Origin of the sequence: Nonomuraea sp. NPDC049141 (assembly GCF_040648415.1) — a bacterium.
In the GTDB taxonomy this organism is placed as follows: Bacteria; Actinomycetota; Actinomycetes; order Streptosporangiales; family Streptosporangiaceae; genus Nonomuraea.
Map to the genome: position 1 here is coordinate 377,207 of NZ_JBEZDR010000007.1, position 21,998 is coordinate 399,204.

General features: G+C 70.5%; 19 protein-coding genes. 9 read left to right on the forward strand and 10 right to left on the reverse strand.

Features of this window, described 5'->3' with window-relative positions; all coding sequences use genetic code 11:
* Positions 1-40: 40 nt before the first annotated feature.
* Together AB0B91_RS23295 and AB0B91_RS23300 are read right to left on the reverse strand one after the other, a co-directional pair.
* The gene (locus AB0B91_RS23295; RefSeq protein ID WP_358323060.1) at positions 41-2,458 is read right to left on the reverse strand and encodes a LuxR C-terminal-related transcriptional regulator; all 2,418 of its coding nucleotides are present in this window, start codon (positions 2,456-2,458) and stop codon (positions 41-43) included.
* Positions 2,459-2,511: 53 nt separating this feature from the next.
* Positions 2,512-3,255: an AMP-binding protein gene (locus AB0B91_RS23300; RefSeq protein WP_358323063.1), complete on the reverse strand. Its 744-nt coding sequence runs from the start codon at positions 3,253-3,255 to the stop codon at positions 2,512-2,514.
* 100 nt (positions 3,256-3,355) lie between these two features.
* Between AB0B91_RS23300 and AB0B91_RS23305 the strand changes: the two genes are divergently transcribed.
* The 3 genes from AB0B91_RS23305 to AB0B91_RS23315 all read left to right on the forward strand — a co-directional run bounded on the left by AB0B91_RS23305 (position 3,356) and on the right by AB0B91_RS23315 (position 8,444).
* Complete coding sequence (locus tag AB0B91_RS23305) at positions 3,356-3,928, forward strand: TetR/AcrR family transcriptional regulator (protein WP_358323065.1); 573 nt, start codon at positions 3,356-3,358, stop codon at positions 3,926-3,928.
* 58 nt (positions 3,929-3,986) lie between these two features.
* Entirely contained in the window at positions 3,987-5,837 is a 1,851-nt protein-coding gene (gene typA, locus AB0B91_RS23310; RefSeq protein ID WP_358323068.1) for a translational GTPase TypA, read from the forward strand.
* Positions 5,838-5,915: 78 nt separating this feature from the next.
* Positions 5,916-8,444 carry a hypothetical protein gene (locus AB0B91_RS23315; RefSeq protein ID WP_358323071.1) on the forward strand — a complete coding sequence of 843 codons (2,529 nt, stop codon included), beginning with the start codon at positions 5,916-5,918 and terminating at the stop codon, positions 8,442-8,444.
* On the opposite strand, the gene AB0B91_RS23320 is transcribed toward AB0B91_RS23315, so the two are convergent.
* The 5 genes from AB0B91_RS23320 to AB0B91_RS23340 all read right to left on the reverse strand — a co-directional run bounded on the left by AB0B91_RS23320 (position 8,407) and on the right by AB0B91_RS23340 (position 12,418).
* A complete protein-coding gene (locus AB0B91_RS23320) occupies positions 8,407-9,909 on the reverse strand; it encodes a DUF2079 domain-containing protein (protein ID WP_358323075.1) in 1,503 nt (500 codons plus the stop codon). The two genes, AB0B91_RS23315 and AB0B91_RS23320, sit on opposite strands and share 38 nt — an antisense overlap.
* 10 nt (positions 9,910-9,919) lie before the next feature.
* The gene (locus AB0B91_RS23325) at positions 9,920-10,570 is read right to left on the reverse strand and encodes a DUF2461 domain-containing protein (RefSeq protein WP_358323077.1); all 651 of its coding nucleotides are present in this window, start codon (positions 10,568-10,570) and stop codon (positions 9,920-9,922) included.
* A 45-nt stretch (positions 10,571-10,615) separates the two neighbouring features.
* Positions 10,616-11,389, reverse strand: a complete 774-nt coding sequence (locus AB0B91_RS23330) for a polysaccharide deacetylase family protein (RefSeq protein ID WP_358323080.1) — start codon at positions 11,387-11,389, stop codon at positions 10,616-10,618.
* A 27-nt stretch (positions 11,390-11,416) separates the two neighbouring features.
* Complete coding sequence (locus tag AB0B91_RS23335) at positions 11,417-11,752, reverse strand: hypothetical protein (protein ID WP_358323083.1); 336 nt, start codon at positions 11,750-11,752, stop codon at positions 11,417-11,419.
* A 90-nt stretch (positions 11,753-11,842) separates the two neighbouring features.
* Positions 11,843-12,418 (reverse strand): XRE family transcriptional regulator, encoded by a 576-nt coding sequence (locus tag AB0B91_RS23340; protein ID WP_358323086.1) that lies wholly within the window; start codon positions 12,416-12,418, stop codon positions 11,843-11,845.
* Positions 12,419-12,507: 89 nt separating this feature from the next.
* Between AB0B91_RS23340 and AB0B91_RS23345 the strand changes: the two genes are divergently transcribed.
* Entirely contained in the window at positions 12,508-13,341 is an 834-nt protein-coding gene (locus AB0B91_RS23345) for a DMT family transporter (protein ID WP_358323089.1), read from the forward strand.
* A 163-nt stretch (positions 13,342-13,504) separates the two neighbouring features.
* Positions 13,505-14,449, forward strand: coding sequence for a sensor histidine kinase (locus AB0B91_RS23350; RefSeq protein ID WP_358323092.1), 945 nt, complete (start codon positions 13,505-13,507; stop codon positions 14,447-14,449).
* Here AB0B91_RS23350 and AB0B91_RS23355 read toward each other — a convergent pair.
* On the reverse strand, positions 14,446-15,030 hold the full coding sequence (locus AB0B91_RS23355; protein ID WP_214636970.1) for a sigma-70 family RNA polymerase sigma factor: 585 nt from the start codon (positions 15,028-15,030) through the stop codon (positions 14,446-14,448). The two genes, AB0B91_RS23350 and AB0B91_RS23355, sit on opposite strands and share 4 nt — an antisense overlap.
* Positions 15,031-15,275: 245 nt before the next feature.
* On the opposite strand from AB0B91_RS23355, the gene AB0B91_RS23360 reads away from it, so the two are divergent.
* Positions 15,276-16,352 (forward strand): PLP-dependent cysteine synthase family protein, encoded by a 1,077-nt coding sequence (locus tag AB0B91_RS23360; RefSeq protein WP_358323095.1) that lies wholly within the window; start codon positions 15,276-15,278, stop codon positions 16,350-16,352.
* A gap of 4 nt (positions 16,353-16,356) precedes the next feature.
* On the opposite strand, the gene AB0B91_RS23365 is transcribed toward AB0B91_RS23360, so the two are convergent.
* The gene (locus AB0B91_RS23365; protein WP_358323097.1) at positions 16,357-17,319 is read right to left on the reverse strand and encodes an iron-siderophore ABC transporter substrate-binding protein; all 963 of its coding nucleotides are present in this window, start codon (positions 17,317-17,319) and stop codon (positions 16,357-16,359) included.
* Positions 17,320-17,417: 98 nt separating this feature from the next.
* Here AB0B91_RS23365 and AB0B91_RS23370 point away from each other — a divergent pair, with 98 nt between their 5' ends.
* Genes AB0B91_RS23370 through AB0B91_RS23380 form a run of 3 tightly spaced genes read left to right on the forward strand, consistent with a single transcriptional unit; the run spans position 17,418 to position 20,274 of the window.
* Positions 17,418-18,452 (forward strand): iron ABC transporter permease, encoded by a 1,035-nt coding sequence (locus AB0B91_RS23370; RefSeq protein WP_358323101.1) that lies wholly within the window; start codon positions 17,418-17,420, stop codon positions 18,450-18,452.
* The gene (locus tag AB0B91_RS23375) at positions 18,452-19,495 is read left to right on the forward strand and encodes an iron chelate uptake ABC transporter family permease subunit (protein ID WP_358323103.1); all 1,044 of its coding nucleotides are present in this window, start codon (positions 18,452-18,454) and stop codon (positions 19,493-19,495) included. The genes AB0B91_RS23370 and AB0B91_RS23375 overlap by 1 nt, the downstream gene beginning before the upstream one ends.
* Entirely contained in the window at positions 19,492-20,274 is a 783-nt protein-coding gene (locus tag AB0B91_RS23380; protein WP_358323106.1) for an ABC transporter ATP-binding protein, read from the forward strand. The genes AB0B91_RS23375 and AB0B91_RS23380 overlap by 4 nt, the downstream gene beginning before the upstream one ends.
* A gap of 15 nt (positions 20,275-20,289) precedes the next feature.
* Here the strand turns inward: AB0B91_RS23380 and AB0B91_RS23385 are convergent, their stop codons facing one another.
* Positions 20,290-21,963 (reverse strand): tetratricopeptide repeat protein, encoded by a 1,674-nt coding sequence (locus AB0B91_RS23385; protein WP_358323109.1) that lies wholly within the window; start codon positions 21,961-21,963, stop codon positions 20,290-20,292.
* Between the last annotated feature and the right edge of the window lie 35 nt (positions 21,964-21,998).

Sequence of the window (21,998 nt, forward strand, 5' to 3'; positions counted from 1 at the left end):
AGGGCATCTCGTGCACACATGGGGCGGAATATGCAGATCGCTATGCAGAACCGCGGGGCTGTTCGGCGGCCCACACCGCGATCTGAGCGCGCGAGGTGTAGCCGAGCTTCTCCATGATGTTGGCGATGTGCCTGGCCACGGTGGCGGGGCTGATGACCAGTTCCTCGGCGATGGCCCGGTTGGACAGGCCCCTGGTCAGCAGGGCCGCGATCTCCTGCTCGCGGGCGGTCAGCAGCGAGTGCCTGACGGGCTCGGCCACCACGGGACCCGCCTGGACCGGCCGTTCGCCCGCGAGGACCTGGCGGGCGGCGTCGTCGGGACTCATCGTCCTGCCCCGCGACCAGAGCGCCGCGGTACGGCTTTCGCCGAGCTTGCCGCGGGCACGGGTGAGCAGCTCCTCGATGCGGCTCGTCGCGGAGAGCTGGCCCATCGACTCGCGGAGCGCGGTGGCCGAGGCGGCGGCCAGCACCGAGCTCTCCAGGTCGCCTTCGGCCTCCGCCAGCACCGACAGGCCCACGAGGCAGCGGGCCACGCCCTGGCGCTGCCCGGTCAGTCTGCTCAGTGACAGGCTCGCGGCCAGCCGTTCCCTGGCCACCCCGAACTCGTGCAGCAGCGCCGCGACCCGGCCGATCCTGGCCAGGCAGCGGGCCAGCTCGATGGTGCCGTTGAGCTCCTCCAGCCACGGGACCGCCAGTTCGTACTGGGCCAGCGCCTTCACCAGGTCACCGCGTGCCTCGGCGACCGCGCCGAGCTGCGTCGCGGTCCTTGCCAGCAGCCAGCGGTGCCCGTGCTGGCGCGCCTTGGCCAGGGCCTCCTCACCGTGGCACTGGGCCTCGCGCAACCGGCCGCGGGTGAGCGCCACCGCCGACAGCCCGGCCAGCCCGGCCGCCTGGTTCCACTGGTCGCCGGAGGCGGTGGCCACGGCCAGGCCGGTCTCGGCGTGGTGCAGGGCCTCGTCGGACAGGCCCATGCGCAGCAGCACCACGACGATCAGGCTGTGCATGACGCAGGTGGGAAAGACGTTGTCGTCGCCCAGGCCCGCCAGGCTGGCCCTGGCGCACTCCAGCGAGCGGGCCAGCTCGTCGCGGCCCTCCAGCCCATAGGCGAGGTACGCCTGGGCGTGCGCGATCTGCTCGTCGGACACCTGAGTCAGGTCGAGTGCCAGCAGGCGCTCGACCCAGCCGACGATCTCGGCCGGGTTGGCGCTGCTGACCGGGAGCAGGCTGGTGCTGTACGCGCACAGGCGCAGGCCCAGCGGCGCGTTACCGGACGCGATCGCCCAGTCGAGCGCGGCCCGCTGGTCGTCGACCAGGCTCCGGCTGGCGGTCAGCGCGGCCAGCCGCACCGGCCACGGCAGGTCGGGCTCGACCATCTCCGTGCCGAAGTGGCGCAGCTGCAGCTCGCACAGCACCTCCAGGTGCCGGTCGCGCAGCACCTCGCGCTCGGCCGCCTCCGCCAGCCGTTCGGCCGCGTAGTGCTTGATGGTCTCCAGCAGCCGGTAGCGCCGGCGTTCCTCGTCGCACAGCACGAGGGACTTGTCGACCAGAGCGCCGAGCAGGTCGACGATCTCGGCCTCGGAGATGGGCCGGTCGGCGCAGATCTGCTCGGCGAGTTCGAGGTCGAAGGACCCGGCGAACACCGACAATCTGCGCAGGAGCACCTGCTCCTTGGCCGACAGCAGGTCGTAGCTCCATTCGACCGCGGCCAGCAGCGTGCGCTGCCGGGGCGGAGCGGTGCGGCCGCCGGTGGTGAGCAGGGAGAAGCGGCCGTCGATCCGGTCGACGATCTGCCCGGGGCTGAGCAGGCTGGTGCGGGCCGCGGCCAGCTCCAGCGCGAGCGGCAGCCCGTCGAGCGCCCGGCACAGCCGTACGACGTCTCCCCGGCTCGCCTGGCTCAGCTTGGTGCCCGCGGCGGCGGCGCGGTCGACGAAGAGCAGCACGGACTCGGCGTCGGGATGCCGCTCGTCGGGCAGGTCGAGCGGCGGCACCCGCCAGACCAGCTCGCTGGCGATGCGCAGCGGCTCGCGGCTGGTGGCCAGGATGCCGAGACCCCGGCACGCCGCGACGAGCTCGGCGGCCACTTCCGCGCACTGGTCGATCAGGTGCTCGCAGTTGTCGAGCAGCAGCAGGGCGTGCGTGTCGCGCAGCCGGGCCGTCACCGTGTCGAGCAGCGGGCGGGTGCCCTCTTCGTGGATGCCGAGGGCGTGGCCGATCTCCTGAAGGATCAGCTCGCCCCGGGTGAGCCTGGCCAGCTCGACCAGCCACACGCCGCCCGGATAGGAGGGCACCAGCCGGGTGGCGACCCGCAGGGCCAGCCGGGTCTTGCCGATGCCGCCGACCCCGCACAGGGTGACCACGCGGGTCTCGCCCAGCAGCCCGCACAGGTCGTCGACGTCGCGTTCGCGACCCACGAACCTGTTGGGCTCGGCTGGAAGATTGTGCCTGGGGGGCTCGGACATTGTGGTCACCCTGCGTCGCGGAAGGATCACACTCTCCCACAGTGTCGCAGATTTCACCGGGTGAGCGAGCTGACGACGGCCCTTTCGTCCACAACCCGCAACGTTGGATCACCGAGCAGGCGCCTGACCACCTCGTTCGGCGCGACCACAAGGGTGGCCTCGTGCTCGTGGGCGAGCACGCGGCAGCCGATCAGGCTCGGCTCGTGCGCGATGATCACGTGGGCACCCGACATCAGCGCCAGGTCGAGCACCCGCAGTCCTTTGAGCGGATCGCTGACCGCCGCGAGCACGACGTCGTCCTGCCTGACCAGCACCCGCGACGACAGCTTGCGCAGGTCCGACGCCAGCTCGTCGTGGTCGTAGACGTGTTCGCCGTCGACGCTCAGCGCGGGGCCGGCCAGCGGGCCGAACTCGACCGTACGCTCGCCCAGCAGGTCGCCGAACGACAGCTCCCCCGGCGTCGGCTCGAAGGTGAAGACCTTCTGCACGTCCACCGCGAGCGGGTCGTAGTCGCGCTGGGCGATCATCATGCGGGCCGTGCCGGTGGCTCCGAGCACCGCCACCCCGCCGGACCAGGCGACCGAGTGGACGGCGACGGCGAACCCCGCACCGAGCGGCATGTCGACGATCACGCGGTCGCCGTAGCGGAGACCGTGGCGGCGCAGCCCCGCCGCCGCGTGCGTGACCTTCCGCGCGAACGCGGAGTACGACAGCACCTCTCCGGTTCTGACGTCGCTCACCGCAGGCTGCTCGCCCTGTACGGGAGAGGCGCCCAGCACCAGCTCTGTCCAGGTCATGCCGCCAATGTAGGCATCCGGGCGCACAGGGACATGCGCAGAATTGTGCAACCCGCTATGTACGTACGGCGCCCGGGAGAACCGCCCATAGTCTTGATCCATGCGGGACGACTCCACCGAGGCGACCTCCACGGAGCGCATCCTCGACGCGGCCTACGCGCGGATGCTGGAGCACGGCCTGCGCCGCCTGACCGTCGACGACGTGGCCAGGCAGGCGGGCCTGTCGCGGATCACCGTCTACCGCCGCTTCTCCCGCAAGAGCGACCTCATCCAGGGCGTGATCCTGCGCGAGCTCGCCCGGTTCCTGCGCGCGTTCGAGCAGGCGGTCGGGCCGCTGCCGACCATGGCCGACCGGGTGACGGAGGGGTTCGCGGTCACCCTGCGCCTGGTGCGCGGGCATCCGCTGCTGAGCAGGCTGCTGGCGACCGAGCCGGAGCTGATCCTGCCGCACCTCACGCTGGAGGCGGGCGCCTATCTCGCGGTCGCCAGGGAGTATCTCGCCGCCCACCTCGACACCCCGGACGCGGAGGCGGTGGCCGAGATGTTCATCCGTATCGCGCTGTCGTTCGTGCTCACTCCGGACAGCGCGATACCGCTGGACAGCGACGACGAAACCCGTGCATATGCCAGGCGTCACCTCGTCCCGCTCCTGCCATCAGAGGGGATCAACTAGACTTATAACGCCGCGACTTCGCGCGGTCGCCCCCACGATCACAGAGCGAGACGTCATCATGCCTTTGAACAGCCGCGACGACCTGCGGAACATCGCGATCATCGCGCACGTCGACCATGGCAAGACCACGCTGGTCGACGCCATGCTCTGGCAGTCCGGGGCGTTCCGCGCCAACCAGGACGTCGACGACCGCGTCATGGACTCCAACGACCTAGAGCGCGAGAAGGGCATCACCATTCTCGCCAAGAACACCGCCGTAAGTCACGGCGGCATGACCATCAACATCATCGACACTCCGGGCCACGCCGACTTCGGCGGCGAGGTGGAGCGCGGTCTGTCGATGGTCGACGGTGTCGTGCTGCTGGTCGACGCGTCGGAGGGGCCGCTGCCGCAGACCCGCTTCGTGCTGCGCAAGGCGTTCGGCGCCAAGATGCCGGTCATCCTCTGCATCAACAAGGTCGACCGCCCCGACTCGCGCATCAAGGAGGTCGTGGACGAGGTCTACGAGCTCTTCATGGACCTCGACGCGACCGAGGAGCAGATCGACTTCCCGATCATCTACGCCTCGGCCAAGGCGGGGCGCGCCTCCATGAACCGTCCCGAGGACGGCGGCCTGCCCGATGCCGAGGACCTGGAGCCGCTCTTCGACATCATCAAGTCGACGATCCCGGCGCCCACCTACGACCCCAACGCCCCGCTGCAGGCCCACGTCACCAACCTCGACGCCTCCTCCTACCTGGGTCGCATCGCGCTCTGCCGGATCCACCAGGGCGTGCTGCGCAAGGGCCAGCAGGTGGCCTGGTGCCGTACCGACGGCACGATCCAGCGGGTCAAGATCACCGAGCTGCTCATGACCGAGGCCCTGGAGCGCAAGCCGGCCGAGGAGGCGGGTCCCGGCGACATCATCGCGATCGCCGGCATCCCCGAGATCATGATCGGCGAGACGCTGGCCGACCCCGAGGACCCGCGCCCGCTGCCCCTCATCACGGTCGACGAGCCGGCCATCTCGATGACCATCGGCACCAACACCTCGCCGCTGGTCGGCAAGTCCAAGGGCTCCAAGGTCACCGCCCGTATGGTCAAGGACCGGCTGGAGAAGGAGCTCGTCGGCAACGTGTCGCTGCGCGTGCTCCCCACCGACCGGCCCGACTCCTGGGAGGTGCAGGGCCGCGGCGAGCTGGCGCTGGCCATCCTGGTCGAGCAGATGCGCCGCGAGGGCTACGAGCTGACCGTCGGCAAGCCGCAGGTGGTCACCAAGACCATCGACGGCAAGGTGCACGAGCCGGTCGAGCGCCTCACGGTCGACTGCCCGGAAGAATACCTGGGCGCGATCACGCAGCTCCTCGCCGTCCGCAAGGGCCGCATGGAGCACATGACCAACCACGGCACCGGCTGGATCCGGATGGAGTTCGTGGTGCCGGCGCGCGGCCTGATCGGCTTCCGCACCGAGTTCCTCACCGAGACGCGCGGCACCGGCCTGGTGCACCACGTCTTCGACTCCTACGAGCCGTGGTTCGGCGAGCTGCGCACCCGCAACAACGGCTCCCTGGTGGCCGACCGCTCCGGTCCCGTGACCGCCTTCGCCATGCTCAACCTCCAGGAGCGGGGCACGCTGTTCGTGTCCCCGACCACCGAGGTCTACGAGGGCATGATCATCGGCGAGAACTCCCGGTCCGACGACATGGACGTCAACATCACCAAGGAGAAGAAGCTCACCAACATGCGCTCCTCCACGAGCGAGGAGACCGAGAAGGTGATCCCGCCGCGCAACCTGTCCCTGGAGCAGGCCCTCGAGTTCATCCGCGAGGACGAGTGCGTGGAGATCACCCCGGACCACGTACGCATCCGCAAGGTGGTTCTCGACGCCTCCGCGCGTGGGCGGACCGCCGCTCGCGCCAAGCGCGCCTGATGGGTTAAAAGTCAGGTGTGACCACACCGTGACCGGACTGGATGGAACAACTCCCGCCGCGAGTGAATCATCCACTCTGTGGGGAAGCTCCGGATGTTCATCGCGTTCGGGCTGGCGATGGTCTCGGCAGGAGCGATCGTCTGGTGCACGGTGGCGGCCAGGCCTGTGCCGCAGACCGCGCGGGCCGTGGAGCCCGCTGTGCCCGATCCGTGGGAGTTGGTGCAGAACGAGCCGCGCGTAGATCACGACCGGCAGGCCACGACCGAGGTCCAGGTGACCGGGGCCGGGCCTGGTGATCTACGCGCCGTGCCCGAGGGCCGGCTAGACGAGCGGCAGCGCCAGGTGAAAGTGACCATCAAGCACCGGCTGCGCATGAACGAGGCCGACAAGCTGGTCGAAACGCTGCGGCAGGGCGGTGGCTTCCCCGACGGGATCCGGCGGTTCACCGACGAAGGGTTCGGGGCGATCAAGGTGGGCGGCACCGCGCTGGCCCCGACCACCCGGCCGGCGCCGACCCTCACCACGAAGGACGGGGTGACGACGGCCGAGTTCCGGGTGACGTTGCTGCGCCAGTTCGCGCCCGGCGCGCTGATGACGCTCGACTTCAACGCGCCCAGCGCCAAGCCGCTCCTCGTGCAGCAGCGCACGATCAGCCTGCTGCCGGGCGAGTGGACCGTACTCCAGTCCGAAAGCATCAAGCCCGACCGGGAGGAGCCGGACCTCCTGCAGTTCACCGTCGGGTCGTATCTGGTGCGCGTGACGTTGGCCCAGGACTCCTACGGGTTCCCGGACGCGATGGAGGAGAGCGACTTCTCGTGGACGGCCGGGCTCGGCGTGCTCACCGCGATCGCGCTGGTCGCCTTCCTGGCGCGCTCGCTCGGCATGGCCTGGTGGAACCGGCAGCCCAACCGTGAGCTCGTCCTCGGGCTCGCCCTGATCGCCCCCCTGGTGCTGCTCCCGCTCCTGGCCCCGAGCTGGCGGCCCCTGGCGTACGTGGCCCTGTTCCTCGCGGTGCCGGCGCTCACGGCGCGGCACGCGAGCCGGGCCCTGCCGACCAGCCCGCCGTGGACCACCCGCGACATGCTCGTCGTGACCGGGCTCGGCTGCCTCGTCGGCCTCGGCATGCTGTCCTGGTCGTGGCTGCATCAGCAGTTGCCCGGCCAGACGTTGCTGATCGGCTCCGTGGTCGCGGCCGTGGCGGCCGCGGCGGCGGCGGTGGTGTTCAGCGTGGACCTGGGGGTCCGCGTGGTGATCGTCCGGCTGGCCGTGCTGGCGGCCGAGGCGGCGATCGGCCTGCTGGCGCTGGCGCTGTGGGGCCGGGCGCTGCTGACCGGGGTGTACCCGCCGGACAGCATCCGGCTGGTGCTGGCCCTCGGCTGGGCGATGATCCCGATCGCCGCCATCGCGGTGGCCACCAAGACGTGGACCCGCACGGCGGTCGTGGGCGCCCTGCTCGTGAGCCTGCTGGTGCAGCGGTGGCCGACGGAGTGGCTGGACGCCGGGTCGTGGGACATGCCCTCGACGAACGCGGCGAACCTGCCGATGATCGGCATCCTGCCACTCGACCCGCTCGTACGCGGCGTGCTCGGGCTGTTGCTGCTGGCGTTCGCGCTGCTGGTGCTCCGGCTCAGGCGGCTCGGCGGCTCACTGGCCGCGCTCGACCACCCGGCGACGCACGCCACGGTGATCGTCTGCCTGATGGTGCTCTACCTCACCCCACGGGGCAGCACCACGCTCACCGCCGTCAACGTGGCGCTGCCCCAGCTGTCGATCACCTCGATCATCGCCTGGGTGACGGCCCGCTGGCTGCTCGCACGCCCCCACCCGGCCGTCGTCGAGCCCACCTCCGCCGAGGAGCACCGGCAACTGGTCAGGGCCGCCCTGCACAAGCGGCTGCTGCTCATCTCCGAGCAGGAGCTCTATCGCATCGGCCGGGGCAAGCTGGGCGCCGGCGAGCTGTCGATGGCCGAGTTCGACACGCGGCGGCTCGAACTGGAAGCCGCGCTGCACGAGCACGGGCGGCACCCCGAGACGGCCCTCGCCACCGCCGCCGGCTGCACCCCCTGGCACAACGGCGTGCACGCGTTCGTGATCAGCCTGCTGCTGAGCACGCCTTTCGTGCTCGTGTACGGCTGGCCGTCGGGGGCCGACCTGAGCAGCTTCGTGTTCGACTCTCGTTATCTGCTCACCCTGCCCGCCTTCGGCTTCCTGTTCGGGTACTTCTATCCGCGCATCCGGGGCACCCAGCCGATGACCAAGGCGCTCCACCTGATGGCGGCGGCGCTGGTCACGGAGCTGTCGGCGTACCTGCCGACGCTGTTCGAGCCGGACGTCGGGGCGGCGGACAAGGTGCAGGTCATGGCCATCGTGGTGGGCGAGGTGGCGCTGGTCTGCATCGGGCTCGGGCTCTACTGGGAATGGCGCATCATGCATCTGGCCGGGGAGCCGTGGGCGCGGGTGCGCAACATCCGCAGCGTACGCAGCCTGGCCACGCCGCTGCTGGCCGTCGTCATCGCGGCAGGCACCACGGCGGCGACGTCGGCGGCGGGCCAGACCGTGGACCGCATCCTCAAGGGAGACCAGGTGTCGTCGTCGTCCTCCCCGTAGCCGCCAGGACCACGTAGCCGTCCTGGGAGAACCGCACCTGGTAGCCGCTGCCGACCAGGAACCGGACGCGGTCCCGCTGTTCGGTCACGTTCGCGAACGGGAAGATCCGCCGCCCCACGTCGGCCACGACCCAGGGGGCCCCACGGTGCGTACGGTCCCACAGCAGCACCGTGCTCCGCCCGGACAGGGCCGGCGCCAGGTTGTTGGCCGCCTCCACGAGCGCCCCGTCGGGCACCACGGCGACGGCGGCGGCCGCGGCCCGCTCGCGGGCGTCGTGCTGGTAGGAGCCGGGGTCGGCGAGGTCGGCCAGGGCGAAGAACGGCACGGAGGCCAGGGCGACGCCGGCCACCCCCAGGGCCCAGACCCGCGGCACCCGGTCCCCGCCGAGCACGCCGCGGGAACGCAGCCGCTGGACGCCGTCGACGCCGGCCGCGAAGACCACCACCACGATGAAGGCGTTGTAGTGGTAGCCGGGCACCCACCAGTTGGGGAACGAACTGGCCAGCATCCGCTCGGCGAGCAGCGGAACCGCCATGATCAGCAGCGGCGAGAACGGCGCCGCCATCAGCGTGACGCCGAGCAGCAGGGCCAGCGTGACGAGCTTGACCGGCGGGCTGCCGAGCTGGGCCAGCACCGCCAGCGGATCGGTCAAGGCGGTGTGCGCGACGCCCCCCATGTCCGGCCCGAGCGCGCCGTACGCCCAGTAGTAGTCCGACCGTCCCCCGAACAGCGGGATGAGCACCTGCGAGGCCAGCCACGTGTAGGCCGCCCCGCCCACCACGAACGCGCCGCCCAGGACGCGCCAGCCGCGCTGGACGAGCAGGACCGTCCCGAACCCCGCGACCAGCAGCCCCATGTCCTCCTTGACGCACAGCAGGGCCAGGGCGGCCAGTACCACGGCGACGCGCTTGCCCGCCTGGCGGCGTTCGAGCAGCACGGCGGTGAGCAGGGGCGCGAACGCCGCCTCGTGGAAGTCGAACGCCACGGTCTCCACCACGGGCCACGAGAGCGTGTAGGCCACGGCGACGAGGTGCGCGGCGCCCGGCCCGAGGGCCCGCCGCGTGAACACCCACAGTGGGATCGCCGCCGCGGCCAGCAGCACCGCCTGGGCGACCAGCAGCGTCTTCGGGCCGTCGAACAGCCAGTACAGAGGGGCCAGCAGGGCCAGGATGGGCGACCAGTGATCGCCGAGGGTGGAGAAGCCGGGACCGAAGCCGTTGTGGACGCCCTTGACGATGGCTATGGGCAGACGGAACTGCGCATAGGAGCGGACGGCCTGGTCGAAGATCACCAGGTCGTAGGCGCCGGCCTTGAAGTTCGCGAGCTTGGTCAGGGAGAGAGTGGTGTAGAGGGCGCCCGCCGTGGCGGTGATCGCCGCCAGCGTGACGCGGTCGCGGCGCGTCCGGCCGACGCGCTCGGGGGTGTCCGGCGGCGTGACGGTCGTCACGGCCTGTTCGCTTCCCATGGTCGGGCGGTCAGCGGCGGGGCTGCTCGCTGGCCCGTACGTGGGCGCTGAGCCAGTCCACCAGGGGCCCGAAGGCGCGCCAGGTGTCGCGGACGCGGTCGAGGACCTCCGCGGTGTGCACCCACGGCTCGGGCTCCCACTGGCGGCCCGCGTAGAGGGACCTGTGACGCAGCAGGTCGAGGCGCGGATGGTCCTCCGGGATGCCACGGGGCCGGGTCTTGAGCCGGTCGCCGCCGATGACGTAGCCCTCGGCCACCAGAGCCGTCACCAGGTCCGCCAGCGGCTTGCCCGTGAGGTCCTCGTCGACCGCGGCGCGGTAGCGGGCCACCTGGTCGGACGCCTGGGTGTAGATGCCGCCGGCCGCGTAGAGGCCGTCGGCGCCGAGCTGGAGGTATAGGCCGATGCCGGGCGTGAGATCCACGAAGGCGCCCTGGTGGGTCTTGTAGGGCGACTTGTCCTTGGCGAAGCGGACGTCGCGGTAGGGGCGGAACAGCTGGGCCTCCCCGAACTCGGCGGCCAGCTCGCCGGTGAGGGCGAGCATCGGCGCCCGCACCGCCTCCTCGTAGAGGTGCTTGTGCCGGGTGAAGTACGTCTTGCTGTTGTCCGCCTCAAGGCCCTCGTAGAACAGGAAAGCCTCGTCGGGAAAACCGGTGAACCCCATGCCCTCAAGAGTGCCACGGCCGGACGACGCTTGACGCGGGACCGTTCATCGGCCCAGGTACGTCCGGCCCGGTACGGGCGTCCTGCCGTACAGCTCCGAGATGGTCACCGGCGTGCAGCCCTTCTTCGCCAGCGCGTCGAGCAGGGTCGGGACGGCCTGGACGGTGGTCCGGTGAACGTCGTGCATCAGCACGATCGCTCCCGCCCGCGCCTTGCTCGCCCGCCTGGCCACGATGGCGGGCACCGGGTCGTGCCAGTCCAGGGTGTCGATGCTCCACAGGATCTGCGCCAGCCCCTCGTGCCCCGCTTCGGCGGCCACCCGGCGGTTCGTCGCCCCGTACGGCGGGCGCATCATCCGCATCCGGACCCCGGTCACCCGCTCCACCAGCTCGTTGGTCTGCTTCAGCTGGAAACGCAGCCGCCGGTCCGCCAATCCGGTGAGCGGGGGATGGTTCCACGAGTGGTTGCCGAGCTCGTGCCCCTCGGCCACGATGCGGCGCACCAGGTGGCCGCCCCGGTCGGCGGCGACCATCTGCCCCAGGACGAAGAACGTGGCCCTGACCTTCCGGGCGCGCAGCAGGTCAAGCAGCTTGCCGGTGTAGGGGCCGGGCCCGTCATCGAAGGTGAGCGCGACGCACTTCTGGTGCTCGCAGTCGATCCCGCGGGCGACCGGCCAGCCGGGCTGCATGGCCGCGAGCCGCTTGGCCAGCACCTTGGGGTCGATGGGCGCCTGGGGGCGGGCCGACTGGGGGTGGATCACCGGCTGGGTGCCGCATCCCGCCATGATCAGTAGTGCCAGCGACAGAGCCCAGGCCCGCATGGCGCCCTCCGAGAGCGTCCGGCGGGGTTACGGATATTCCTGCGCCGGATGCCCCCGCAACTCCTTGGCCAGGTCGTCCCACCACAGTGGGATATCCGCCTGGAGTTCGGTGTAGTGACGCGCCACGCGTATAGCGCAACCAACCGGATCCGTACCCAAATGCCGACGTCGCACCGCCCCTTCCTGCCAGCGGTAAAACCCGTCCCTGTAGTGCACGACCAGGCCGATCCACACCGAGACGGTGGCGTCGTCGCCTATCTCGTAGGCGCTGGCGACGCCGAGACCGTGCAGCTCCGCGTGGAGCTTCTCCGTCGCCGTGCGCCCCTCGGTCACGCGCCACCCCCAGCTGACGTTTCGTCGCACACACCGGGATGTACCCACCATCCGGCCTCAGCCGTCAAGGACATGGAGTAATCATGAAACTCCAGAAGGTGATCCGGAGGGCGTTCGGCGTTATTGGTCGGGCGCCTCTCTGGGCTCGGCCACGACCATGACCAGCCGAAGCTCCTCGGACCCCTGGTTGGCGTAGCGATGGGGTCTGTCCGCGGTGAAGAGCACGGCGGCGTCGGTCTTGACCACATAGCTCCTGCCGTACACCGTCAGCGTCAGCTCGCCCGCCAGGACGGTCAGCATCTCGCGGGTGCCCGGCGGGTGGGCGTCGCCGTCGTGGTGCTGGCCGGGCCCCAGCCGCCAGTCCCACAGTTCGAGGATCATCGGCGCGTCGGCCCCGACGAGCAGCTTCGCCTGCACCTCACCCTGGTCGAAGGTGACCACGTCCGCCTTCTCGACGATCCGCACCACCGGCACGTCGGAGACCTCCACGAGCCTGGCCACGGTCACGCCGAGCGCGGAGGCGATCCGGGTGAGCGTGGACACACTGGGGTTGGTCCGGCCCTGCTCGACCTGGACCAGCATGCCTCTGCTCACTCCCGACCTGGCGGCCAGCGCGTCGAGCGTGAGCCCGCGGTGCGCGCGCTGGGCGCGCACGTTGTTCGCGATGGCCTGCGTGATCGTCTCCGGATCCTCCATGCGGTGCAGTCTAGTGAATTTGATTTGCAGTGTATTGCACCTAATGTGTTGTACTAGGAGTTCATTCTGATGCACTGGATGGTGTGAACGTGACTGCGGTGATCCTCGCGACGGCCTGCGCGATGGTGTACGGCACGGCTGACTTCTTCGGCGGCCTGGCCACCCGGCGATCGCGCGTGTTCTCGGTCGTGGCGCTGTCGCAGCTCGCCGGCCTGGCCGTGATCCTCGCCCTGCTCCCCCTGCTTCCCGGCCGGCTCAGCGCCGGGGCGATGCTCTGGGGGCTGGGCGCGGGCGTGGCGGGCGCCACCGGGCTGGTGCTCTTCTACCGGGCACTCGCCACCGGCGTCATGTCGGTGGTGGCGCCCACGACCGCGGTCACCTCGGCGGCGCTCCCCGTCATGTACGGCCTGGCGACCGGCGAGCGCCCCCAGCCCATGGCGCTGGTCGGGGTGGCGCTCGCCCTCGGTGCCGTGTTCCTGGTCAGCCAGGGCGGCTCCGCCGGGAAGAGCGGCTCGGCGGGCTCTGTGCTCACCGCCCTGGCCGCGGGGGCCGGGTTCGGCGGCTTCTTCATCCTGCTCGCCCTGGCTCCGGTCGAGGGCGGGCTGTGGCCCCTGGTGGGGGCCAGACTGTCCTCGGTGGCGCTGGTGGTGCTCCTCGCGGTGGCGACGCGGCGCACGCTGAAGCCGGGCGGGGGATCGCTGCACATCATCGTCGCGGCGGGCGTGCTCGACATGCTGGCCAACGTGCTGTACCTGCTGGCCAAGCAGGAGGGCCTGCTGAGCCTGGTGGCGGTGCTGGTGTCCCTCTACCCGGCGAGCACGCTGCTGCTGGCCAGGCAGGTGCTCGGGGAGCGGCTGCACACGATCCAGGTAGCGGGCGTCGCGTGCGCGCTCGGCGCGGTGGCGCTCATCGCCGTCGCCTGACGCGGTCGCTTGGCGCGCCGACGTTCACCCGCCGCGTTCAACTGCGGTCGCTTGTTGGCGCGTCGGCGTTCACCCGCGGTCGCTTGGCGCGCCGATTCCGCCGCCGGGCGCGGCGGCGCTCGCAGCCGTTGCGTAGATTGCAAGCGCTTGTTACGTTTCGGCCGTGCGCCCCGATCGGGCACCTCCAGCCCCCGAGCCGTTCAAGCACGTCGCGGTGCCGTACGACTCGGATGACGCCTTTCTCGCACTGATCGTGCCCCGCGTGCGCGCGGCGCTCGCCGACGACAGGCGGGTACTCGTGGTGACCTCGGCCGGGAGGCTCCGGCTGCTCGAAGAGGCGCTCGGCGACGAGGCCGGGCAGATCGACCGCCGGGACTCCCGCACCTGGTACCACCACCCGCACCGCACGCTGGCCGCCTACCACGAGTACACCCGGGGGCGGCGCACGCTCGTCGTCGGCGAGGCCACCTGGCGCGACCGCGGCGATCGCGAGATACGCGAGTGGATCCGCTACGAATCAGTGCTGAACGCCGCCCTGGAGGATGCCAGGGCCGTCGTCCTGTGCCTCTACGACCCGCGGACGATCCCGGCGGCGGTGCTGGATCATCAGCCGATGATCCATCCCCTGCTGCTCAAGGCCGGCGGTGAGACGGTCAGCACGGACTTCGTCCAGCCGCACGAGCTGGTGCTGAACGGCGACCTGGCACCGCTGCCCGCGCCGAGCGGCCAGGTGGCGACGGTGACCTTCACCGCGCAGCAGATCAAGGGACTGAGGCACACGGTCCGCGACTACGCCAGCGCCGCGGGGATGGACGTCAACCTCATCGGCTCCCTGGTGCTCAGCGTCTCCGAGATCGCCGCGAACAGCGTCGAGCACGGCGCGGGCCACGGCCTGATCAGGATGTGGGTGAGCGGAGGGGAGATGGTCTGCGAGATCGCCGACCCGGGCGGCGCGCTCGATGACCCCTTACCGGGCTACATACCACCAGAGCCCGAATCCTCTCGAGGATACGGGCTCTGGATCAGCCGACAGCTCTGCGACTTCGTCGACCTACGGGCTGAGAACGGAACACTCCGCGTGCGGCTCCATATGGGGTTGGACGGCTAGGCAGCGCTCTGGGCCGGGACGCGTACCGCGCCCTCTTCGCGGGCGTAGCCCTCAAGCATGCCGCGCAGCTGACGGCGGCCCCGGTGCAACCGGGACATGACCGTGCCGATCGGCGTGCCCATGCGCTCGGCGATCTCCTTGTAGGCGAACCCCTCGACGTCGGCCAGGTAGACGGCGACGCGGAAGTCCTCCGGCAGGGAGCGGAGCGCGTTCATCACGACGTTGTCGGGCAGCCGTTCGATCGCCTCGGTCTCGGCCGACTTCAGGCCGGTCGAGCTGTGGGACTCGGCGGCGTGCAGCTGCCAGTCCTCGATCTCCTCGGCGGCCGCCAGCTTCGGCGAGCGCTGCTTCTTGCGGTAGTCGTTGATGAAGTTGTTGGTGAGGATCCGGTGGAGCCAAGCCTTGAGGTTGGTGCCCTCGCGGAACTGGTGGTACGAGGTATACGCCTTGGCCACGGTCTCCTGGACCAAGTCCTCTGCGTCGGCGGAGTTACGGGTCAGACGCATGGCGGAGGCGAACAGCTGCGACGTCACGGGCACGACATCGCGCTCGAACCAGTCTTGTCGCTGCTCATCGGTCATAGTGATCAAAACATTCCCCCTTGCGATCTATCCCCCATCTCGGCCAAGCCGCTGACCTTCGTACCAGTGTCGCAATCCCCACGTAAGGACTGCGTTAGCGGTTCCGCCAGGTCAGGGAGGTGAAAGGCCCACAGGCTCGCGGCATGCGTCATCACGTCCACGGCCGGACCAGTCTCATTAGCATAACACTATACCCCCAATATCACGATTAATGTGGTCAGAGTCACATGGGATAGCGTATAGAGATGATTTTTGTGGACCGTCATGACATGGAGGAACGACTCTGGGTGACGGACGCCATCCGTAGGGTCGAAGCCGACGCCAACCGGAGTTGCGATACGCACCTCCATGTCTTTCCGCTTCCCTCGCGCTGGGGAGTAAACCTCTACTTGAAAGACGAGTCAGTACACCCCACCGGTTCACTCAAACACCGGCTCGCCCGATCTCTTTTCCTGTACGGCCTGGCCAACGGCTGGATCGGCCCGGCCACCACGGTCGTCGAGGCGTCCAGCGGCTCCACGGCGGTCAGCGAGGCATACTTCGCCCGGCTCCTCGGCCTGGCCTTCATCGCGGTGATGCCCGCCTCCACCTCACCGGAGAAGATCGCGCTGATCGAGTTCTACGGCGGCAAGTGCCATCTGGTCGACGACCCGGGCACCATCTATGACGAGTCCCGGCGCCTGGCGGCCGAGACGAACGGCCACTTCATGGACCAGTTCACCTACGCCGAGCGGGCCACGGACTGGCGGGGCAACAACAACATCGCCGAGTCCATCTACGCCCAGATGGCCCTGGAACCCCACCCGGAGCCCACCTGGATCGTGGTGGGCGCGGGCACGGGCGGCACCTCCTCGACGATCGGCCGCTACATCCGCTACCGCCGCCACCCCACACGCCTCGCGGTGGCCGACCCGGAGGGCTCCGCCTTCTACCCGAGCTGGGTGTCGGGCGACTCCTCCGTCACCGCCCGAGGCTCCCGCATCGAGGGCATCGGGCGGCCGAGGGTGGAGCCCTCGTTCCAGCCGATGGTCATCGACCGCATGATCGCCGTACCGGACGCCCGGTCGATCGCCGCCATGCACTGGGTCCGTGAGGTGACGGGCCGGGACGTGGGCGGCTCCACCGGTACGAACGTGGCCGCCTGCGTGGACCTGATCCGCGAAATGCGCGCGGCCGGCGCCCAGGGCAGCATCGTCACCCTGATCTGCGACGGGGGCGAGCGCTACCGGGGCACCTACTGCGACCAGGACTGGCTCTCCGCCCAGGGCCTGGACCTCGCCCCGCACCTGGAAGACCTGCGGACCTTCCTTTCAGCGGGCTGATCCCTCAGGAGACGGTCTTGGCGGCATCGACGGCGAAGAACCTCGCCACGTCGTCGAGGATCGCATGGGCGCCCTGGATGCCGACCGCGGTCATCCAGGTCACGTCGCTGACCTCGCGCTTGTCTCCCTTGAGCTTCCCCCACAGAGGGTTGCCGACGAACTTCTCCTTGGGCGCCGCAGCCGACGGGTCCGCGAACGTCGCCACAAAGATCTGGTCCGCGTCCAGGTCGCCGATGCGCTCCTGGCTCACGTCCACCGCGATCGCGTCCTGCTTGGTGGGCTGGCCCTCCGGGCGCGGGAAGCCGATGTCCTTCATCACGATGCCGGAGTAGGACTTCTCGACGTACAACCGGACCGTCGGCTCACCGGCGAACCTGACGATGGAGATGGTCGGCAGCTTCCCGTCCTTCTCCTTGATCTCGGCGCCGATCTTCGCGGCCCGCTCCTCGTACGACTTGATCGTGGTGTCGGCGAGCTGCTCCTTGCCCAAGGCCTGTCCCATGAGCCGGACGTTGTCCTTCCAGATGGCGCCGGTGGTCTCGCTGAAGACGGTCGGGGCGATCTTGGACAGCTTGTCGTAGAGGGCCGCGTGGCGGACCTTGGCCGAGACGATGAGATCGGGCTTGAGCGCCATGATCTTCTCCAGGCTGGGCTGCTCCAGGGTGCCGACCGGGGTGGCCTCCTTGCCGTACTCGGCGGCGACGGAGCCCAGGTAATCTGGCAGCTTCGAGTCGATGGACCGGTAGGTGGTATAGCCGACCACCGGCGTGCGCAGCGTCAGCACCGCGTCGACGAAACTCTGGTCCAAGGCCACCACCCGCTTGGGCTGGGCCGGGATCGTGGTCTCGCCCATCGCGTGCTTGATGATCCGAAACGGTTCCGTCAGCTTCTGCGCGGCGGGCGTCGAACCACATGCGGAGAGCGTCGCCACAAGGACAGCTCCCACCAGGGCGCGCAACGGTCTCATCCGATCCCTTTCCAAGAACCTTAGGTAACCCTAAATTAGGTTAGGTCTGCCTAACCTGGCATACTTCACCGAGGTCGGGCAAATGCTGAGGAGGACGCGTGACCGCTACGGCTGTGACGCCGCGCCCACACGGCGTTCAGCATCGGCGGCTCTCCGTACTTCTGGTCCTGCTCGGGGCCGTTCTGATCGGTGTGGTGCTGAGCATCACGATCGGCGCCAAGTCCGTGCCGCCGGCCGACGCCTGGCACGCGCTCACCGCCCCGACCGGCACCGAGAACGACATCGTCATCCGCTCGCTGCGGATCCCCAGGACCGTGCTCGGCGTGCTCGCCGGACTGGCGTTAGGCGTCGCGGGCGCGCTCATGCAGGGCCACACCCGCAACCCGCTCGCCGACCCCGGGCTGCTCGGCGTCACGCAGGGCGCGGCGTTCGCGATGGTGGCCTCGATCATCCTGCTGGGCGCCTCCAGCCTGCTCGCCTACATCTGGTTCGGCCTGGCCGGCGCCCTGATCGCCAGCGTCGGCGTGTTCGCGCTCGGCATGGTCGGCGGGCGCGGCGGTCCGACGCCGGTCACGCTCGCCCTGGCGGGCACCGCCGTGAGCGCCTTCCTGTACGCGCTGACCTCGGCCATCGTGCTGCTGGACGAGCAGGCGATGGACGTGTTCAGGTTCTGGCAGGCCGGCTCCATCGCCGCCCGCGGCTCCGACGTGGTCTGGCAGGTGCTGCCGTTCATCCTGGCCGGGCTGCTGCTGGCGATGGTCAACGCCCCGGGGCTGAACGCGCTGTCCCTCGGCGAGGACGTCGCCCGCAGCCTGGGCCAGAACATCGCGCTCACCCGGACCGTCGGCGTCACCGCCGTCACCCTGCTCTCCGGCGCCTCGGTCGCCGCCTGCGGGTCGCTCGCGTTCGTCGGGTTGATCGTGCCGCATCTGGCCCGCCCGCTGTCCGGCACCGACCACCGGTGGCTGCTGCCCTACTCCGGGCTGATCGGCGCGGCGCTGTTGCTGCTCGCCGACGTGATCGGCCGCGTCAGCGGCGGAGCGGGCGAGCTGGAGGTCGGTGTGGTGCTCGCGCTGCTCGGCGCCCCCTTCTTCGTCGTCCTGGTCCGCCGCAGGAAGCCGGTGCGACTGTGATGACGACGTTCCCGCTGCGGGTGGCGGGCCTGTCCTGGCAGGTACGACTGCGCGGCGTCGCCGTGACCCTCGGCGGCCTGGTGCTCCTCGGCCTGCTCATGGCCCTGAACATGCGCATCGGCGACATCCGGATGACCGTGGCCGAAGTGCTGGGCGGCACGTTCGACGTCAACAGCGCCAACCACTTCGTGATCATGGAGCTCCGCCTGCCGCGCGCGCTGACCGGCGCCCTGGTGGGCGCGGCGCTGGCGCTGTCCGGCGCGATCATCCAGTCCATCGCGCGCAACCCGCTGGCCAGCCCCGAGATCCTCGGCGTCACCACCGGCGCCTCCGTCATCGTGGTGGCCGGCGTGGTGGCCAGCGGCAGCGCCGTCGGCGGGGCCAGCGGGCTGCTCTCGACCCTCGGCATCCCCGTCCTGGCCCTGCTCGGCGGCCTGGGGGGCGCCGCGATCGTGTACGCGCTGGCCTGGCGGCGCGGGCTCGACGGCTACCGGCTGGTCCTGGTCGGCATCGGCGTGGCCGCCGTGTTCACCAACGTCAAGTACTGGCTGCTGACCGTCGGCGACGTGAACGACACCGGCAGGGCCATGGTCTGGATCAGCGGCTCGCTCAACGGCCGGGGCTGGGAGCACGTGGTGCCCGTGGCGCTCGCGCTGGCCGTGCTCGTGCCGCTGACTCTGCTCGGCACCCGCTCGCTCGACGCGCTGCGCTTCGGCGACGACACGGTCACCGCGCTCGGCGTGCGCATGAACCCGGCGCGGGCGCTGATGATCCTCGCCGCGGTGCTCCTCGCCGCCGTCGCGACGGCCTCGGCGGGCCCGATCGCGTTCGTCGCGCTGGCCGCGCCCCAGATCGCGCTCCGGCTCACCCGCTCCGGACAGCCGCCGCTGCTGTCGTCGGCGATGGTCGGCGCCGTGCTGACCGCCATCGCCGACCTGATCGCACGTACCGTCTTCTCCCCCATCGAACTCCCCGTCGGCGTCGTGACCGCGGTCCTCGGCGCCCCGTACCTCATCCACCTGATCTGGAAGGCGCGCAAATGAGGCTCCAGGCCGTCGACGTCAAGCTCGGGTACGGGGACCGCACCATCGTGGACGGCCTCGACCTCGGTATCGAGGCCGGCACGGTGACCACGATCATCGGCCCGAACGGCTGCGGCAAGTCCACCCTGCTGCGCGCCCTCGGCCGCCTGCTCCGGCCGCAGGGCGGCGAGGTGCTGCTGGATGGCAAGCGCATCGACCGGATCCCCACCCGCGAGGTGGCCAAGATCCTCGGCGTGCTGCCGCAGGCGCCCACCGCGCCGGAGGGCCTGACGGTCGCCGACCTGGTCGCCAGGGGCAGGCACCCGCACCAGACGTGGTACCGGCAGTGGTCGTCGGACGACGAGTCGGCCGTGGGCGAGGCACTGGCCATGACCGGCCTGGCGGACCTGTCGGAACGCCCCCTGGACGAGCTCTCGGGCGGACAGCGGCAGCGGGCCTGGATCTCCATGGCGCTGGCCCAGGGCACCGACCTGCTGCTGCTCGACGAGCCGACCACGTTCCTGGACCTCGCGCACCAGGTGGAGGTCCTGGAGCTGGTACGACAGCTGCACCGGGAGGCGAGCCGGACCATCGTCATGGTGCTGCACGACCTCAACCTGGCGGCCCGCTACGCCGACCGGCTGGTGGCCATGCGAGACGGCCGCGTGGTGGCCGCCGGCGACCCGCACGAGGTGCTGACGGAGGAGCTGATGCGGGAGGTGTTCGAGCTGGACGCCAAGATCATCACTGACCCGGTGGCAGGCACCCCGCTCGTCATCCCCATCGGTACCCACCGCTGATGGTTTCTCCCGAGTTCAGCCGAGTTCGGCCAGCGCCCGTCGTACATCCTCATCGTCCGGCGCCAGCTCGCGCGCCCGCCGCAGGTCCGCCCGCGCCCGCTCCGAACGCCCGGCCATGCGCAGGGCGAGCGACCGGTTGAACAGGACCTCCGCGCTCTCCTCCAGCTCGATCGCCCGGGTGAGGTCCGCGATGGACGTCTCGTGGTCGCCCTCCTCGAACGCCAGCGCCCCCCGCCCCGCCCAGACCGCCGCCAGCCGGGGGTCGCGGCGCAGCGCCGAGTCATACGCCTTGCGGGCCTTCACCCGGCTCCCCTGCGCGGCCTCGACCTGGCCGAGCACGCACAGCAGGTACGGATTGTCCAGGTCGCGCTCGGCGTCGGCCCGGGCCCTGTCCAGCTCGTCCAGCGCCACCAGCAGCCCGGCCCTGTTGACGTAGGCGTCGGTGAAGCCGGGATCGAGCTCGATGGCGTGGTCGAGGTCGGCCAGCGCGCCCGCGAGGTCTCCCCGGGCGTAGCGGATCTCCGAACGGTTGTAGTACGGCTCGGGGAAGGGCGGTCCCACCCGCATGGCCGTCTCGTAGTCGGCCAGCGCTTCCTCCAGGCGACCGAGCCGGTGCAGCAGATTGCCCCGGTCGAGGTAGGGATCGGCATATCCGGGGTCGGCCGCGATGACCGCGTCGAGGTCGGCCAGCGCCCCTTCGGCATCGCCCATCAGGGCGGTCAGCTGGGCACGGTTGGCGCGCAGGACGGCCTTGTGCACCGGATGCCTGCCCGGCTCCAGGTCGCGTTCGGCCAGCTCGATGGCCTGCTGGACGAGCCGTAGCGCGACCTCGGTGTTGCCCCTGCGTACCTCGATGAGCGCCTTGCCATTGAGGTCGAAGCCCAGGTGGAAGGCGCGCTCGCGGCGGTCGGGCAGCAGCGAGGTCAGGGCGACCGCCTCGTTGATCCAGGCCATCGCCTCCTCCGGGTCGCGTTCGCCCGGATCGTGGTGCCTGACCAGCAGCATCGCGGTCGCGTAGGCGGCCGTGGCACGGTGTTTCGGGTGCGCGCTCACCCGCCTGGCATGGTCGAGCAGGGCGCGGGCCGCCTCCTCCCGATCGAGGGCGGCCAGCGCGGTGGTCGTGCGGTGCAGCAACCGCCACCACTCCTCGCCGTCCTCCGCCAGCGTGGGCAGCAGTGCCGCACCGGCCTCGGCCATGGCGTGATGGAACCCCTCGTCGCGGTAACGGTCGAGATCCACATCCCGTACGGGCACTCCGCGCGGGCCCGGCACCTCGAACGCGGGGTCCTCGAGGGCGATCGTGAGCAGTTCGGCGGGCACCCGGCGACGTAGTACGGCCACCAACTCGATGTCCGTCGGGTCCGCCTCATGCGCGTTCGTCACCCGCACGGCCAGCGGACCACGGACGCTCAGGTGGTCACGGACGAACTCGGCGAGCCCGTTGGCCAGCCGGAGCGTACGCAGCCGGCCCGGCACCAGGATGCGCTCGTCCTGCGGCAGCCGGTCAACCAGCGAGACGCGACCGGCCGGGACGGAGACACGCAGGCCGGGAGCCGCCGCGAGGATCTCGATGTCGTGTGCCGCGACCAGCCCCGGCGCCGCCTCCGGGACCAGGAGGCCGAGGAGATTGGCCGCGAGCGTGTAGGGACCGTTGCGCCGACGATCGGCGTCAAGTGTGATCTCTGTCAAAGGCGTCCCCCGGATCACCCGCCGAGGCCGGGGTC

Coding starts and splice junctions, on each gene's coding strand:
- AB0B91_RS23295 (WP_358323060.1), bottom strand. CDS start 2,458: ATGTCCGAGCCCCCCAGGCACAATCTTCCAGCCGAGCCCAACAGGTTC.
- AB0B91_RS23300 (WP_358323063.1), bottom strand. CDS start 3,255: ATGACCTGGACAGAGCTGGTGCTGGGCGCCTCTCCCGTACAGGGCGAG.
- AB0B91_RS23305 (WP_358323065.1), top strand. CDS start 3,356: ATGCGGGACGACTCCACCGAGGCGACCTCCACGGAGCGCATCCTCGAC.
- typA (WP_358323068.1), top strand. CDS start 3,987: ATGCCTTTGAACAGCCGCGACGACCTGCGGAACATCGCGATCATCGCG.
- AB0B91_RS23320 (WP_358323075.1), bottom strand. CDS start 9,909: ATGGGAAGCGAACAGGCCGTGACGACCGTCACGCCGCCGGACACCCCC.
- AB0B91_RS23325 (WP_358323077.1), bottom strand. CDS start 10,570: ATGGGGTTCACCGGTTTTCCCGACGAGGCTTTCCTGTTCTACGAGGGC.
- AB0B91_RS23330 (WP_358323080.1), bottom strand. CDS start 11,389: ATGCGGGCCTGGGCTCTGTCGCTGGCACTACTGATCATGGCGGGATGC.
- AB0B91_RS23340 (WP_358323086.1), bottom strand. CDS start 12,418: ATGGAGGATCCGGAGACGATCACGCAGGCCATCGCGAACAACGTGCGC.
- AB0B91_RS23355 (WP_214636970.1), bottom strand. CDS start 15,030: ATGACCGATGAGCAGCGACAAGACTGGTTCGAGCGCGATGTCGTGCCC.
- AB0B91_RS23360 (WP_358323095.1), top strand. CDS start 15,276: ATGATTTTTGTGGACCGTCATGACATGGAGGAACGACTCTGGGTGACG.
- AB0B91_RS23365 (WP_358323097.1), bottom strand. CDS start 17,319: ATGAGACCGTTGCGCGCCCTGGTGGGAGCTGTCCTTGTGGCGACGCTC.
- AB0B91_RS23375 (WP_358323103.1), top strand. CDS start 18,452: ATGACGACGTTCCCGCTGCGGGTGGCGGGCCTGTCCTGGCAGGTACGA.
- AB0B91_RS23380 (WP_358323106.1), top strand. CDS start 19,492: ATGAGGCTCCAGGCCGTCGACGTCAAGCTCGGGTACGGGGACCGCACC.